At 45.8% G+C, this 15,489-nt stretch carries 15 protein-coding genes; 12 read left to right on the forward strand and 3 right to left on the reverse strand.

Features of this window, described 5'->3' with window-relative positions; all coding sequences use genetic code 11:
- Positions 1–127 precede the first annotated feature (127 nt).
- From L4C42_RS01245 to L4C42_RS01260, 4 genes are all read left to right on the forward strand, one after another.
- Complete coding sequence (locus tag L4C42_RS01245) at positions 128–1,477, forward strand: cache domain-containing protein (RefSeq protein WP_353498439.1); 1,350 nt, start codon at positions 128–130, stop codon at positions 1,475–1,477.
- Entirely contained in the window at positions 1,477–2,112 is a 636-nt protein-coding gene (locus L4C42_RS01250) for a response regulator transcription factor (RefSeq protein WP_042498079.1), read from the forward strand. The genes L4C42_RS01245 and L4C42_RS01250 overlap by 1 nt, the downstream gene beginning before the upstream one ends.
- Before the next feature lie 445 nt (positions 2,113–2,557).
- Complete coding sequence (locus tag L4C42_RS01255) at positions 2,558–3,034, forward strand: MarR family winged helix-turn-helix transcriptional regulator (RefSeq protein WP_112461507.1); 477 nt, start codon at positions 2,558–2,560, stop codon at positions 3,032–3,034.
- Between the two features lie 326 nt (positions 3,035–3,360).
- Positions 3,361–4,932 (forward strand): BCCT family transporter, encoded by a 1,572-nt coding sequence (locus L4C42_RS01260; protein ID WP_353498440.1) that lies wholly within the window; start codon positions 3,361–3,363, stop codon positions 4,930–4,932.
- A 56-nt stretch (positions 4,933–4,988) separates the two neighbouring features.
- Here L4C42_RS01260 and L4C42_RS01265 read toward each other — a convergent pair whose 3' ends face one another.
- The gene (locus L4C42_RS01265) at positions 4,989–5,618 is read right to left on the reverse strand and encodes a CatB-related O-acetyltransferase (RefSeq protein ID WP_418641550.1); all 630 of its coding nucleotides are present in this window, start codon (positions 5,616–5,618) and stop codon (positions 4,989–4,991) included.
- A 387-nt stretch (positions 5,619–6,005) separates the two neighbouring features.
- Here L4C42_RS01265 and L4C42_RS01270 point away from each other — a divergent pair, with 387 nt between their 5' ends.
- The 3 genes from L4C42_RS01270 (at position 6,006) to L4C42_RS01280 (ending at position 9,325) form a co-directional block, all read left to right on the forward strand.
- Positions 6,006–7,889, forward strand: a complete 1,884-nt coding sequence (locus L4C42_RS01270) for a methyl-accepting chemotaxis protein (RefSeq protein ID WP_429758994.1) — start codon at positions 6,006–6,008, stop codon at positions 7,887–7,889.
- A 125-nt stretch (positions 7,890–8,014) separates the two neighbouring features.
- A complete protein-coding gene (locus L4C42_RS01275; protein WP_353498443.1) occupies positions 8,015–8,620 on the forward strand; it encodes a DNA-3-methyladenine glycosylase I in 606 nt (201 codons plus the stop codon).
- A 24-nt stretch (positions 8,621–8,644) separates the two neighbouring features.
- Entirely contained in the window at positions 8,645–9,325 is a 681-nt protein-coding gene (locus tag L4C42_RS01280) for a DNA-3-methyladenine glycosylase I (RefSeq protein ID WP_429758996.1), read from the forward strand.
- Positions 9,326–9,437: 112 nt separating this feature from the next.
- Here the strand turns inward: L4C42_RS01280 and L4C42_RS01285 are convergent, their stop codons facing one another.
- A complete protein-coding gene (locus L4C42_RS01285; protein WP_353498446.1) occupies positions 9,438–9,953 on the reverse strand; it encodes a glycine cleavage system transcriptional repressor in 516 nt (171 codons plus the stop codon).
- A gap of 408 nt (positions 9,954–10,361) precedes the next feature.
- On the opposite strand from L4C42_RS01285, the gene L4C42_RS01290 reads away from it, so the two are divergent.
- The 5 genes from L4C42_RS01290 (at position 10,362) to L4C42_RS01310 (ending at position 14,693) form a co-directional block, all read left to right on the forward strand.
- The gene (locus L4C42_RS01290; protein ID WP_418641546.1) at positions 10,362–11,540 is read left to right on the forward strand and encodes an iron-containing alcohol dehydrogenase; all 1,179 of its coding nucleotides are present in this window, start codon (positions 10,362–10,364) and stop codon (positions 11,538–11,540) included.
- A gap of 93 nt (positions 11,541–11,633) precedes the next feature.
- Complete coding sequence (locus L4C42_RS01295; RefSeq protein ID WP_429758999.1) at positions 11,634–12,083, forward strand: hypothetical protein; 450 nt, start codon at positions 11,634–11,636, stop codon at positions 12,081–12,083.
- Positions 12,084–12,196: 113 nt separating this feature from the next.
- A complete protein-coding gene (locus L4C42_RS01300; protein WP_353498448.1) occupies positions 12,197–12,664 on the forward strand; it encodes a hypothetical protein in 468 nt (155 codons plus the stop codon).
- 106 nt (positions 12,665–12,770) lie between these two features.
- Positions 12,771–13,172, forward strand: a complete 402-nt coding sequence (locus L4C42_RS01305; RefSeq protein ID WP_353498449.1) for a DUF4345 domain-containing protein — start codon at positions 12,771–12,773, stop codon at positions 13,170–13,172.
- 18 nt (positions 13,173–13,190) lie between these two features.
- The gene (locus L4C42_RS01310; RefSeq protein ID WP_418641544.1) at positions 13,191–14,693 is read left to right on the forward strand and encodes an arylsulfatase; all 1,503 of its coding nucleotides are present in this window, start codon (positions 13,191–13,193) and stop codon (positions 14,691–14,693) included.
- A gap of 58 nt (positions 14,694–14,751) precedes the next feature.
- Here the strand turns inward: L4C42_RS01310 and L4C42_RS01315 are convergent, their stop codons facing one another.
- Positions 14,752–15,327, reverse strand: coding sequence for a TetR/AcrR family transcriptional regulator (locus L4C42_RS01315; RefSeq protein ID WP_353498451.1), 576 nt, complete (start codon positions 15,325–15,327; stop codon positions 14,752–14,754).
- Positions 15,328–15,489: the final 162 nt, after the last annotated feature.

Raw genomic sequence — 15,489 nt, forward strand, 5'->3', positions numbered from 1 at the left:
TTCATTTCACCGCCACTCGTTGGTAAGGTTAGTAAAGCTGCACTTAGTGCAGCTTTACTCGTAAGTGCAAAGGTGAATGCAGTTAAGGGGCGAATATAGCAAAAGGCGAATTTAGGAAAGGATTTCTATGCCGTTAAAAGCCAAACTGATTCTACTGACGTTGATCCCGCTGGTCATTGTAACCGCGAGCGTCAGTTGGATTACTCTCTACCAAGCTAAGGCATTGGGCGAAAAGGAAATCAGCATCTTTCGCGAGAGTCTGATCCGCACTAAAGAAGCCGCATTGAAAGACAGTGTTGAGCTCGCTTTTGATGCTATCGAGCAAGCGTATCTAGATCCTACTTTGTCGGAGCGAGAAGCGAAGGTCGAAGTGAAAGCGATTTTGAACCGTCTTCGCTATGGAACAGACGGCTATTTCTTTGCTTACGATAAGATTGGCACCAACTTAGTCCATCCCATCATTCCCGAGTTGGTGGGACGAAATCTACTTAAACTTCAAGACCAAGATGGCGATTACCTGATAGAAGCTCTGCTGTTTCAAGCGCAAGCGGGCGGCGGTTTTCATCAGTACTTGTGGCAAAAGCCCTCGACTGGGGAAACGGTCACCAAGTTGAGTTACGCTGCGTGGCTTGATAAATGGGAGTGGATGATTGGCACAGGTTTGTACATTGAAGATGTGGCGCAAGAAGTGGCGGTGCTGCGCGCGGCCATCGATAATAATATCGAAACCACCATGTTTTCTATTGTCACCATTTTTGCCGTTACAGTTGCGGTGATCATTGTATTAACGCTGGCGATCAATTGGCACGAACATAAGCTTGCTGATAAGAACCTTAAAGAGCTGGCACATAAGACGGTGATGTTTCAAGAAGATGAGCGCAAGCATTTGGCGAGGGAACTTCACGATGGCGTGAATCAGTTGCTGGTGTCGAGTAAGTGTCATTTAGAGCTGATGGACACGGGCAGTGTGGATGACCGCTCTATGGATCATCTCAAACAATCACAAACCTCGCTGTCAGAAGCGATTATGGAAGTAAGACGTATATCTCATCATCTAAGACCAAGTGCGTTGGATGATATTGGACTTGAAGCCGCCATTACCACCTTGCTGCAAGACTTTAAAAATTACTCGATGGCGGAAACAAATCTGGTACTTGACGCCAATACACCCAAACTGAAGTCTGAAGTAGCGACTACACTGTATCGAGTAGTGCAGGAGTCGTTAAACAACATCGAAAAGCATGCCAGTGCGACTGAAGTGACGGTGTTTCTCAAGCAGTTTGGTGAAGTTCTGCAACTTATTGTGTCTGACAATGGTGTGGGTTTTGATGTTAGTAGCGCAATGAATAGCCGCGGAATAGGGCTGCGTAATATGCGCGAGCGAGTCGAATTTATCGGTGGTGAGTTTGAACTGATTAGTGAGTATGGCAAAGGAACAGAAATAACCGTATTGTTGACGGTAGAAGGAGCGGTGTGATGGACGACCGAATTAGTGTAGTGATTGTCGATGATCATCAAGTAGTGCTTGAAGGATTTATGGCGCGTTTAGAACGCGAACCCGATATTGACGTGGTGGCAACAGCCAGTAATGGTGTGGAAGCGGTTGAAGTTATCAAACAATCGATGCCAGACGTCGTATTGATGGACGTCAGCATGCCAATAATGAACGGCATTGAGGCAACGGAAGTATTGAAAGCTGAGCTGCCGAACGTTCGCGTGTTAATGCTGACCATGCACGACAACCGTGAGTATATTATGAAGGTGATGCAGGCTGGGGCGGTCGGCTACATGCTTAAAGAAATTTCTGCCGAGAAAATGGTTCAAGCCATTAAGACGGTTCATCAAGGGTCGACGTATTTTTGCGAGTCGGTAACCCAAACCTTATTCTCTCAAGACATCACTCCAACAGCGGTAAAGTCCAACCCGCTGAGCCGCCGTGAAGAATCGGTTTTGACTTTGGTTGCGCAGGGTTGCAGTAGCAAGAAGATCGCTCAACTGTTGAATATTTCTTATCGAACGGTCGAGACGCATCGCCAGAATATTAAGCATAAGTTGGACTTGCATTCTACGGCAGAGTTGGCGAAGTATGCGTTGGAGAATGGTTTGTCCTAGTGTCAGGAACACTGTTTTTAAAATAGGCAGCTACTAACGTCGCATCGCCAGATAAAATATCAGCGAGGCGTAGCGAGCCAGTAGCTCCTCCCCTTTATAAGGGGAGGCTGGGAGGGGTGCTCTTTGTTTTTCAACTTATTAATATGCAAGAGAAAAGACCTTAAGAGCACCCCCTCTAGCTCCCCCGGCTACGCGCCCCGTTATAAAGGGGGAGAACCACAGGCTAGCTTCTATCGTCGCATCGCCTTTTGATTGAGCGATGCGCAAGCGAGCCAGTAGTTCTTCTCTGATAAGGGGAGATTAGGAAAGGGGTATAATGCGACGCAATCACAACAACCAATCCCCCTAATGTGATCTCACATAATTTTTATCAAATTTCCCGCACATCAACAGCAAAGTTCTGTTATAAAGTGCCCGCAATATCAGTGAACGTTTGGAATTAGTTTTGGAAAAACACGAAGAAGTCTTAGTAGCGTTACGTCAGATCATTCGAGCTATCGATCTACATTCGAAGAAGCTCAAGAAAGAGTGTGGTTTGACTGGCCCGCAATTGATCCTCATGAATACCATTCGAGATATGGGGGATGTGACCATTCGTGAGTTGTCGAATTCCACTAATATTAGCCAAGCTACCGCGACGACGATTATTGATCGTCTAGAAGCGCAGGAATACGTCCAGCGTGTGCGTAGCCAACAAGACAAACGCAAAGTCCACGCGGTATTGACTGAAAAAGGCCAAGAAGTGCTGAAAAATTCGCCGCCGCCACTGCAAGATAATTTCGTGAACAAGTTTCAAGCGTTGGAGAGCTGGGAGCAGACGCTGCTTCTCTCGTCTATCCAGCGTATTTCATTGATGATGAACGCTGACGATCTTGATGCAGCCCCCGTTCTGCAGCTCGATAGTAATATATCGAAAAACTAAAATACTATCCGGGTCTGATGATTTTTTGTTCGCTTATCAAGCCCGGCTTTCTCATTCCTCACACCGTCATATCGTTTTTTATTTCTCTACTCTGTATTTAGAAACGCCATACTCTTTTGAGTACTAATCTTTTTTATCTCCAAGCTGTTTGCTTAAAATATCGCCATAAAAATCACATATTGTGAAATTACACTTATAATTTGGTAGAGTACTGCGCTGAAAAGTAGATTAATGCATGTTCTCAGCGATTTTTGTATGCCAATGTCGCCGTTATATAGAACGTTAAATGCTTTGAGTTGAAAGCAATTTGGTCATAGAGAGGATTCATGACAAAGGGTATTGATAAGTACAGTATTGATAGTACTGACTACACAATAGGACAGGATAATGTCCAAAAGTGGGGGTTTGATGTTCACAACCCAGTATTTGGGATCAGTGCAGGTTTTATTGCGCTTCTCCTAGTAATGACCGTGATTGTTGATGCTGAGACGGCAAAGAGCGCACTTGATGGAATTAAGTGGAGCATCATCAACAAATTTGACTGGCTATTCATGTGGTCTGGCAATATTTTCGTCGTTTTCTGTTTAGTGTTGATTGTGACGCCTTTCGGAAAAATCCGCCTAGGCGGTACTGATGCTGTCGCCGATTATTCATTCATGTCCTGGCTTGCGATGCTGTTTGCCGCAGGTATGGGTATTGGCCTGATGTTTTGGAGTGTGGCTGAGCCAGTCGCTTACTTCACAGGATGGTACGAGACTCCGCTTGGCGTAGAGGCGAATACAGAGCAAGCGAAAGAGCTTGCGCTGGGAGCAGTGATGTTCCACTGGGGTCTACACCCTTGGGCGATTTACGGCGTGGTAGCGCTATCACTGGCGTTTTTTGCGTACAACAAAGGCTTGCCTCTTTCGATGCGTTCAATCTTCTATCCAATTTTAGGTGATAGAGCTTGGGGCTGGGCAGGGCACGTAGTTGATATCCTAGCGGTACTTGCAACACTCTTCGGCCTTGCAACGTCACTGGGTTTGGGCGCACAGCAAGCGGCGAGTGGTATTCAGCACGTATTCGGTATTGAAGCGGGCATGACGCTACAGGTCATCGTTATTGCGGTTGTGACACTGCTGGCAGTTGTATCGGTGCTTCGTGGCATTGACGGTGGCGTGAAAGTTATCAGTAACATCAATATGATCGTGGCGTTCTTGCTGCTGATTTTGGTGGCGCTCATTGGCTATGCGGTGACATTCGCCTCTATTCCAGACACCCTGTTTGCTTACCTAAAGAACATCATTCCATTAAGTAACCCACACGGTCGCGAAGACGAAGCTTGGATGCACGGTTGGACTGTATTCTACTGGGCTTGGTGGATCTCATGGTCCCCATTCGTAGGTATGTTTATCGCACGTGTTTCTAAAGGCCGTACTGTCCGTGAATTTATTACAGCAGTACTGATTGTCCCAACCACTGTGACTGTGATCTGGATGTCTGTGTTCGGTGGTTTGGCCATCGATCAAGTTGTGAATCAAGTAGGTACGCTTGGTGCTAATGGTCTACGTGATGTACCGCTGGCGATGTTCGAAATGTTCGATGCGTTGCCAATGGGCACGCTGCTTTCGATCATTGCTGTGATTTTGGTATTGGTATTCTTTATTACTTCGTCAGATTCTGGCTCTTTGGTTATCGATAGCATCACAGCGGGTGGTAAAGTCGATGCGCCAGTTATTCAACGTGTATTCTGGGCGTTCATGGAAGGTGCTATTGCGGTTGCGCTTCTTTGGATTGGTGGCACAGAGGCGATTGCGGCTCTGCAAGCAGGTGCTATTTCATCCGCACTACCATTTACTGTTATCTTGCTCATGATGTGTGTGAGCTTGCTAATGGGTATGAAGACAGAGCGTTACTAAGCAGCTAAGCTGACTATCAAATAAAACTAAAAAGAGCGGTCGATGACCGCTCTTTTTTATGCTTTGAAATCGCGACTCGCCGCTTCTAGTGCGTCTATGTTGGATGCGCAAATCAATGGTTTTAACGCATCAAACTTCTCGGGACTCCAATCGTATATCTTGAGCGCTATAAGCCTGTGAATTGTCGTTTCATCGAACCGATATTTTATAATGGCGGCTGGGTTTCCACCAACAATCGCATAGGGTGGGACATCTTTGGTTACGATACTATTTGCCGCGACGATGGCGCCTTCTCCCAATGTCACTCCCGGCATCAGCATTGCTCTCATACCTATCCATGCGCCATCTCCAATGTAAGTATCGCCTTTTGATTGGTAGGCCTCATCAATAGATTCCATAAAAGGGTAGAGCGAAAACCAATCGCTGCGATGGGTATGATTGCCACCCATCAGAATGACGGCTTCCGCACCGATACAGACATAGTCTCCAATATATAACTGGTCGATAGGCCAACGCGGATCGCGGTCTTTGGTGTGTTCATCACCATGTAAATAGCGCACGACTGATGCTTCAAAACCATCATCGTAAGCATCACTGTAATAGCTATGTGACCCTTTTATATGAATGTTCTGGTTTTTGACGGTTTGATGGAGAAGTTCAAATTGTGTCCAGTGTTTATTCTTCATTGTTTACCTTAGGTTGTCTAAGTGGATTACTCCAAATGGAGTAATGGTGTTAGATAGCCCTTCAGCTAATGGATAAAGGGTCGTTTGAGGTAAGCAATGATGACAGCAACCAGAGGAAACTGAAAAAGGTGTTCAGGCATGTTTGCGTCCAAATAAGGGTAGGAGCTCGCAAGTATAGCTTTTATCAGGTGTGTTTGGTCGTACCAAAAATGGAATAAATGTTTGTTATTTGCGGGTAGTCAAGAATATGACGTTGTTACATCATCTTAAGTCAATATATTGCCTCTCGATTTTGCCTTTAAATATGTATATTATTCGACCGCCATTTGCCAATTCATAATTTAAGTGAATGGTCAGTAAATCCTATAAATAACAGAATAATAACTTATGAACCTATCATTAAGACAAAAGCTCATTGCCGCTACGTTGAGCGCAGTGATCATTATGGCTTTGGCTTTGACCATCCTTTCTGCCAATCAACTCTCTTCTCAAACCAATGCCGCGATCACTGCGCGTGCAAATAATGTATCGTTTGCCGCCGTTGAAGGTATCAAAAATTGGATTGATATTCGTAAAGACATCGCTAGCGCGTTTAATGGTTTTGCTGACCAAGAGGACAACGTACCTTACTTGCAACAAGCGCGTATTGCTGGTGGATTCGATGACATTTTCTTTGGTACGCCTGAAGGTGACATGTATCGCTCTCATCCAGAGCGCAACCGTGCAGATTACGATCCAAGAACCCGCCCTTGGTATCAAGACGCAAAAGCCGCCAACAAACAGATTATTACAGAGGCGTATCAAGATGCGATTACCAATGCGTTACTAGTCACGATTGCTGAACCTGTACGTACACATGGCAAAATGGCTGGCATTGTGGGCGCTGACGTGCTGATTGATCAGCTAGTCGATGATGTGATCAGCCTAAACGTGGGTGACAATGCCAGTGCTATGCTGATTGACCTGACTAACGGCACGTTTCTCGCGCACCCAAAAAGGTCACTGCTGCTGAAACCGGTCACGGCGCTAGGCCAAAACTTTACGACTCGTACTATTGAGCAGAAAGTCGCGGACCGCTCAATCTTGGAACTAACCCTAGGTGGCTCTGAGAAGCTTATGTTGTTCTCGCAAGTTCCAGGTACCAATTGGGTATTTGCAATTGAACTAGACAAGGCTACCGAGCTTGCCGGACATAAGACGGCATTAACGCAACTTGTTATCACTTCATTGATTATTTTGGTGTTGGTCGCGCTAATTGCTTCATGGCTAATGAGTTTCTTGGTAAACGATCTGGCTCGCGTATCGAAGGCGCTCAAGGAAATTGCGTCTGGTGAAGGTGACCTAACTCAGCGATTGGAGCCGAGAAGCAAAGATGAAGTGGGTCAGCTAGCGCGTAACTTCAATACCTTCGTCAGCTATATGCACGAGACTATTATGCACTTGAAAGATGTCTCAATCGCATTGTCTGAACAAGCTAAAGACACGGCAACGCATGCTCGTGTTCGAAGTCAGCGTATTCAAACTCAGCAAGATGAAATTAACATGGTGGCGACCGCAATCAATGAGATGGCCGCCGCGACACAAGAGATTGCGAACAACGCAGACATGACTGCGTCGAACTCGTCTGAGGCGGTAGGAGCAAGCACTCATGGTGCGGGTCAGGTGTCGCAAACTCAAAACTCTATTCAGAACTTGGCTGCTGAAGTCGATGTCGCTACATCCGTTATCCAAGAGCTTGAAGTTCATGGTAATAGCATCAATACCATTCTTTCGACGATTCAGGATATTGCTGAGCAAACTAACTTGTTAGCACTTAATGCTGCGATTGAGGCTGCTCGCGCAGGAGAGCAAGGCCGCGGGTTTGCGGTTGTGGCAGATGAAGTTCGTGTGCTGAGTCAGCGCACTCATGCTTCTACCCAAGAGATCCAAAGCACGATTGAGACCTTACAAGGCACAACAGCGAAGGCTGTTGGTATTATGGGCGACAGCAAAGCGTTGGCAGTAACCAGTGTTGATGATGCCAATAGCGCAGCAGCAAGTTTGACGCAGATCCACGCCGCAGTTGAGCAAATTAGTGATATGGCTGCGCAAATAGCTACCGCTGCCGAAGAGCAAGCTTCGGTTACGTCTGAAATTACCCGCAATACGCAAGGCATTCGCGACGTCTCTGATGAGCTGGCAGAAGAAGCGCAAGAAGCGGCTCAGCAAGCGGTTGAACTCTCAGACTTGTCGCAGAAGCTAGAAAGTGAGATTGGTCGATTCAAGATCTAATCAACTGTAGATCTAAACACTGCTTTTAGAAAATCACGGCCTGTGTCAGTACCTTACTGGCACAGGCCGTTTGTTAGGAGTATGCTGAACTCTAGTGAAAATGGATTGTAACGGAGATACCGAACATGGCTAATCGCTGCCCTTGGTTGGATGAAACTAAACAATACTATGTGGAATATCATGATCAAGAGTGGGGCGTGCCCGTTCTTGATGATAGAACCTTGTTTGAGTTTCTGGTGTTAGAGTCTGCTCAGGCAGGATTAAGCTGGTACACCATTCTCAAAAGGCGTGACGGGTACCGACGTGCGTTTGCCAATTTTGATGTAGAGAAAGTGGCGGCCTTTACCGAAGAGGATGGGCTGCGCTTACAGCAAGATACCGGCATCATTCGTAACAAGCTAAAAATCAGCTCGACGATTACCAACGCTCAATACTTTATAGAGATTCAAAAAGAGTTTGGTAGCTTTAGCGACTATCTGTGGTCGTTTACCGATCACAAGGTATTAGTCAGCAGTTATAAGGAACTTGAGGACTATCCTGCGACCTCGAAGGTATCGGACGCGCTCAGTAAAGACCTTAAAAAGCGTGGCTTTAAATTTGTTGGCTCTACTATCATCTATGCGTTTCTCCAAGCCGCAGGGCTTATCAATGACCACAGCCTCGACTGCTATCGACGCCAAGAGGTCATCGATAGCTACCAAGCGTCAGGTTTAGAATACGAGTTAGTTTGATTTTTCAGTAGGTAATGGAAATTTATGGAAAAGTTTGATTCGATTTATGCGAGAGCAGCAGAGCGCAAAGGGGGAGAGCAGGGACTTGAGTCTATTGTTTCCAAGCCTCTTACGCGAGACGAAGTTGCCGCCATTCCTGAGGATCGTTGGTTGTCTGCTTTTTCTATGAAGGTGTTCCAAAGTGGCATCTCATGGAAAGTAGTTAGAAACAAATGGCCAAACTTTGAAGAGCACTTTTTCCAATTTCGTATTGACCCATTGCTCATGCTTTCTGAAGAACAGTGGGAACAAAAAGCGCAAGATCCTAAAATTATTCGTCATATGACCAAGGTGATGTCCATACCAGCCAATGCAGCGATGATTCAGCGAGCACGCTTTGAACATGATTCTTTCGCCCAAATGGTGGCAGATTGGCCGAAGGAGTCGATAACGGATTTATGGGCACATCTGAAAAAACACGGCGCTCGTCTGGGAGGAAACACCGGACCTTATGCGTTACGACAATTGGGTGTAGATACCTTCATTTTGTCTAATGATGTGGAAGGGTATCTTCGTAATACCAACATTATTGATTCTGGAAGAGGTACTAAACGTGCTATGACTGCTGCAAACAAAGCCTTCATGGAATGGCACCAGCAATCAGGTCGTTCGCTGTCTGAGGTTAGCCAAATCATTGCTTATGGGTTTGGAGACAATCGCGTTTAGATTGGATTGGTGTGCATTGTAAGTAGACCCCTGCCTGGCGCAGGGGTGACGATAACATGTAGATGCAATTCATTAAGGCTGACTGTAAAAATCAGCCCAATAGCGAATCATTTTAGGACTCAAGAATCACACGAGTATCTTCGCTCAACGCTTCAAGTTCACTCGCTACATCTTCTATTTGCATCGCAGGCGGGATCTTTAGAGCCATGTTGGCGGTAAACAGGCTAGAGCCGATACCACCGCCGCCGGCAAGAAACACGCGGTGACAATCCATATCTAAAATACGAATATCTTGTCCATCTAAGAATTGAGTGATTTCATTGACGATACCCGCTCTGTCATTGGCGTCGAGTCTTAGCTGGAAAACTGTCTCCTGCTCATGACGATGCGGATCCGTATCTGAAATCTGGACGAGCAAACCTTGTTGATTGTTGAAGGCATCTTTGACAACTTGCGCATTGTCGCTCGGAAGCTCGACTTTGATGACAGCGGCGACGTTGTCTTCAATAAAGTTCACTTTACTCACCAGCCATTTCCCCCCGTTTTCGTGGGTCACTGATGCGAGGTTTTTAATGGTGGCTGGGGTCGCTTGGCCAACAAAGTTGACGATAAAGGTACTACTGCTCATACATTTCCCTCCACAGGTACAAAACCAATAACTAATTGATTAGTTAACTCCAGTTTAGATCTAAAACGCTCGCCACGCATGATTGACCTCAAGGTTCACACCAAAAAACCTCCATGAGTTTAGGGAAGTGCAATTAACTCCACAAAACTCATGGTTTTTGCAGCGCTGACAATCAGTTATTCAGCAGATCATTTTTCAAATAACTTCAATTGACAGTTCTCTGACACTTATTAACTAGACCGACCGGTTTGTTTTATTTAATGTGTAATCACTTCCTGAGGAGAACTGACATGAAAACCGGCGTTAAAGCTCACAACGTTAGCCAGCTGCTTGGCCCAGAAGACAATGAATTCAAACGTGCAGTGCTTGCTTCACTGTGCGCCTAATTAATCGTTTGGAGATGAAATTATGAACAATAACTTTATGTTTAATATGCGAACTGTGATCTTGTCTGGTGAAGACTCAATCAATGACATTCCTGATCAACTAGCAGCGCGTGGTGCTCATCGAGTACTGCTATTGAGTGATATTGGATTAGAGACGGTTGGTCTAGTGAATAAGCTGATTGGCGTTTTCGAAAACAACATGCAAGTAGAGCTAGTCGGTGTCTATACCGACATTAAGGCTGACGCGGGCTGTGATGACATAAACAAGGCCGTTCAGTACGCCAACAAAGTGAAAGCAGACAGTATTGTGGCGCTGGGAGGTGGCAGCGTGATTGATGCTTCTAAAGGTATCAAGTACTCGCTAGAGCACAAACTTGATGACATTCGTGAAGCTATCCGTGGTGGTGGACGTATTGATGTTGGATCACATGTGAAGCCCTTTACCATTCCACACATCGGTGTACCGACTACAGCGGGAACTGGTGCTGAAGCCTCACCCATTGCCGTGTTTTTCAATGACGTTGAGCAAATCAAAGCGAGCTTAGTCGTGTCTGGCCTTGAATGTGATCTTGCGGTACTAGACCCAAAACTTACCCTTGGCTTGCCTATCCCGCTAACGGTGTCGACAGCGATGGATGCATTAACTCACGCCATTGAAGCGGCTTCATCTCCAATGAGTAATGCGTTTACCGATGCGTATGCAGTACAAGCGAGTCGCCTGATACTGGATAACCTGCCAATAGTGGTCTCTGATCCCAATAATATCGAGGCGAGAACGGAACTACTTCAAGCAAGTACTATGGCTATTTCGGCGTTTTACTCCTCATTAGGCGGCATCCCTATTCACAACTGTGCGCACGCGTTTGGTGCGATCGCTCACATCCCTCATGGTGATGCGAACAGCGTGTTATTGCCAGCGGTGATCGAGGCTCTACCGGAATTCTATCTGCCAAGTATTGATAAGCTCGCGAGTATTTTTGGACTGTCTCAAACGCTTACTGCAGAGGAAAAGCATCGCGAAGTCGTACTGTCCTTGCGCGCTTTCCAAGTACAAGTGAAGGCTCATCAAACCTTTAACAATTGGAGTTTGAATACAGATACGCAATCCGAGATAGCGCAAGGTATCGAGAAAGACATGAGCTTCCAGTTCTATGCGATTCCCAAGCACAAGATTGAGCAAATCTTGGCGGCAATCTGTTAACTCGAAATCAATACAGTATCAAGGATGGTTCTCTTACCTATGTCCTACAACCGTGCGCCTTTAACTAAGGTTTACACACCTTGGAGATTAACTATGTTTTTTACAAAATACGTCGAAAAAATGCTGCTTATCACAGGTATCGGTACTTCTGCAGCGTTAGCTTATGCTTTCTTCCCACAATGGGCTGTCAACAACATTGGTCAGTTGCCTTATCTCGAGCAAGATTTCATTTTCTATCAGCACTGGGGAATTATGGTCGGCATGATGGGCGTCATGATGATAGGTGCTGCCTTCAAGCCCCAATGGCGTCAAAGCATTATGCTTTACTCTGCGATTGAGAAGGGGTTTATGGTGAGTTTGCTGCTAACCAACCTAGGTAATCCACATATCAACGGCTTCATATTGGCAGGCGTTATGGATACTGTGGTGGTGCTTTGGACTTTGGGCTACTGGTGGGAGCAAAAAAGGGCAACAGACGTTTCCATAGCAATACGCTTGGAGGCTGAGATGGGCAACGTGAATCTTTACGCAACCCTGGATTGAATTATCTATGTGAAGACTGGCAACAAATATTTCATCATATCGCCCCGATTATTACGCATATACTTTCCATTAATGGGCTTGAGGTTTCTGCCAACCGCTAGAGTGAGATTGTGATGGAAAGTTACCTGCTACTGGGCTTAGCAATGGCATTACTCAGTATTTGGAAAACCTATTCTGGGCCAGCTTTGGCGGCATTTGTTGGGTTTAGCTATCCGGAAATGCTGCTGTTCAATGCACTCCCTGCATTGGTTGCAGGCTATTTTGGTTGGTTTGTGGGACGATATTCGTTGCTTCTATACTCGAGCAGAAACTTGCGACCTTTTCGGCCTAGGTTGCGCCGTTTTGTTAAGGCATGGAAGCGTTATGGCAACACCACTATGGCCATGCTGGCTCCGGTTTTGGTTGGCATCCCCCTCTATACATTGATCGCTAAACGTCTGCGTCAATCCTATTCCGCAACCTTTGTCCTTCTGGCTGCATCAATATTGTGGTGGAGTGGATTGAGCTACGGTTTGGTCAGCGCTTTTGAACTGGGTGAACAGCTAAACCTTCAAGGATTACTTGATAAAGTGAGTCTCTAATCTCAAACCCACTCTCGACACAATTTTATATAACCGATTGGAGTGCAGTTAGAAATTTGATTTTCTGGATGTAACTTCTAGTCTTTTGTGAAAGAGGAGGCGACATATGACGAACGTACAAAAGTTTTTACTTCTCGCAGCGGCTGGCTTAACCCCAATAGCACTCTCTTATGGCTTGAAGCCTAACCTTTCATTGCCGTTTTTATTCGACATTGATGCTAGTGCAACCAATGTTAGCCACATATTTCGAGCGGTGATGGGACTGTACTTGGCTTTGGTAATTTATTGGTTAATGGGCGCATTCGGATCTCTGTTTTTGGCTCGGTCAGCGCTACAAAGTCTTGTTGTCTTTATGCTCGGGCTTGGCATTGGGAGAGTTTTCAGCATTGTTATCGATGGTATGCCGCATTGGCTACTCGTGGTGTATTTATTATTGGAAATTGGCTTTGGTTTAGTAGGCCTATTTCTTCTTAGAAGTAGCAAACAGGAAACACAGTACGTAGGATGAATGTATAAGGGAGGCAGGATGCATCGTCACATAATTAGATCTCTATTGGTCATATTTCTGGGGTTTACCGCGCTAGCAAATGCAGAGGATAAGCCGCCAAATATTTTTGTTATTTTTACTGATGATATCGGTATTTCAAACCTTAGTGCTTATCACCGTGGTGTGATGAGCAGTGAGACGCCAAATATTGATAGTATCGCTGAAAAGGGCATGCTACTTACCGATTATTATGCCCAGCCATCTTGTACCGCAGGGCGTTCGGCATTCATTACTGGGCAATTTCCTGTTAGAACCGGTATGCATACTGTGGGGCTTCCGGGCAGTCCGGTAGGGCTTAACCCTGATACACCAACACTACCAGAAATACTCAAAACGCTCGGCTATACCACTGGCCAGTTTGGTAAAAACCATCTTGGCGATTTGGATGCGGTACTGCCTACGATGAATGGCTTTGATGAGTATTGGGGATGGTTGTATCACCTAAACGCAATGGAGTACACCGAAGATCCAGACTGGCCTAAAGACGAGGCTTTTCAGAAGTTTGCTCCTAGAAATGTGATTCATGCGAAATCTGATGGTAAAGGAGGGCAAACCATCACCGATGATGGCCCATTAACCACAGATCGAATGCGAACCTTAGATGACGAAGTGAACAAACACGCCATCAACTTTATTGAGCGAGCCGTTAAAGACGACAAACCGTTCTTTACCTGGTACTGCCCGTCAAGAGGTCACGTATGGACTCACTTGTCACCAGAGTATGAAGCTATGCTTGGCCAAAACGGCTGGGGACTTCAAGAAGTGGTGATGAAAGACCTTGATGATCATGTAGGGGAAATGCTGGCCAAACTCGAGGAGTTGGGTGTTGCAGACAATACCATAGTGATCTTTACCGCGGATAATGGACCTGAGATTATGACTTGGCCGGATGGCGGCATGACACCATTTCATGGTGAAAAAGGCTCTACTTGGGAAGGTGGGGTGAGAGCGCCATTGCTTGTGAGTTGGCCAGGAAAAATTCCAGCTGGAAAAGTTCACAATGGTATGTTTGACGGTATGGACTGGTTGCCAACGCTCGTTGACGCTGCTGGTGGACCGAGTGATCTTAAAGAGCAGATGTTGACGGGGTATGAGGGTTACAAAGCTCACTTAGACGGTTACAACCAAATGTCGATGCTAACAGAGCAAGGATCTTCAAGCCGTAAAGAGATCATCTACTATGAGCGCGATAGGTTGCAAGCGGTGCGAGTCGGTGATTGGAAAGCGCACTTTATCGTTCAAAACCATGGTTGGGGCGGTCCAAAAGAAGAGCTTAATGCGCCACTGCTGTTTAATCTTCGCCGAGATCCTTACGAGCGAGCTGCGGAAGAGTCGGGTATGTACATCAACTGGATGGGTAAAAAAATGTGGGCATTTGGGCCTGCTCAAGCTGCGGTTAAGCAGCACTTAGAGACCTTTAAAGAGTGGCCGCCACTTACATTTGAGCCTGAGGCCGTCGATGCATCAGGTATAGGACGTTAAATGACAAAGGGCTGGAAACAGCCCTTTCTTATAGAGATTTGATGGTGCTTAGGAATAGCTATTTACTACCGACTAACTGCGCAGTTTCACGCATCGCCTGTTCTAGATGCGATCGGTCTTTTTGGATTGCACAAAGTAAGGTTGCGCCTAACCATTTAGCATACAGTGAACGGGATGCCTCATAGGGCTCAGGGACTGACATGACACCTAGCGAATTACCTTCAGTAAAGTAATCAGCCATACGATTAATCACTTTCTCTGCGCCTTTGTCGAGCTCAGATTGCATGCTTGATGATGTCCCAGCTATCTCACCTGAGAGTTTTACTACTAAGCACTTGACCTGAAACTCGCTCGTCACTTTAGAGTCGGACCAAAATTCGAAGTATTTTAAAACTCGCTCTGCAAACGGCACACTTTCATCACTAAGGTATGAGATCACAGTTGTGAGATGATCCTCGAAGTAGTCTTTTAGTAGTTGGCGTCCGAAGTCTTCTTTCGATTTGAAGTGATGATAGAACGAGCCTTTGGTTGCATTGGCTTGTTGGATTATCTTCATGATGCCAATACCAGCGAATCCATGCTCACTGATAAGCTCAAAACCAGCATCAAGTAGTGTCTGTTTTAGATCTGCCATGTATCACTTCCCATACGAGTTGATTCAATATTATAACGATGCCCATACCGACCGTACAGTATGGTTAGGTTAATGTTCTGCTAATCCAATGATTTGCTTGGTCAACGCTATTGCTATTTCCTTTACTCATGTCATTCTTAAAGAAAAACAAATAAGGAGAGA

The sequence above is a fragment of the Vibrio wakamikoensis genome, from assembly GCF_050337275.1.
GTDB lineage: Bacteria > Pseudomonadota > Gammaproteobacteria > Enterobacterales > Vibrionaceae > Vibrio > Vibrio chaetopteri.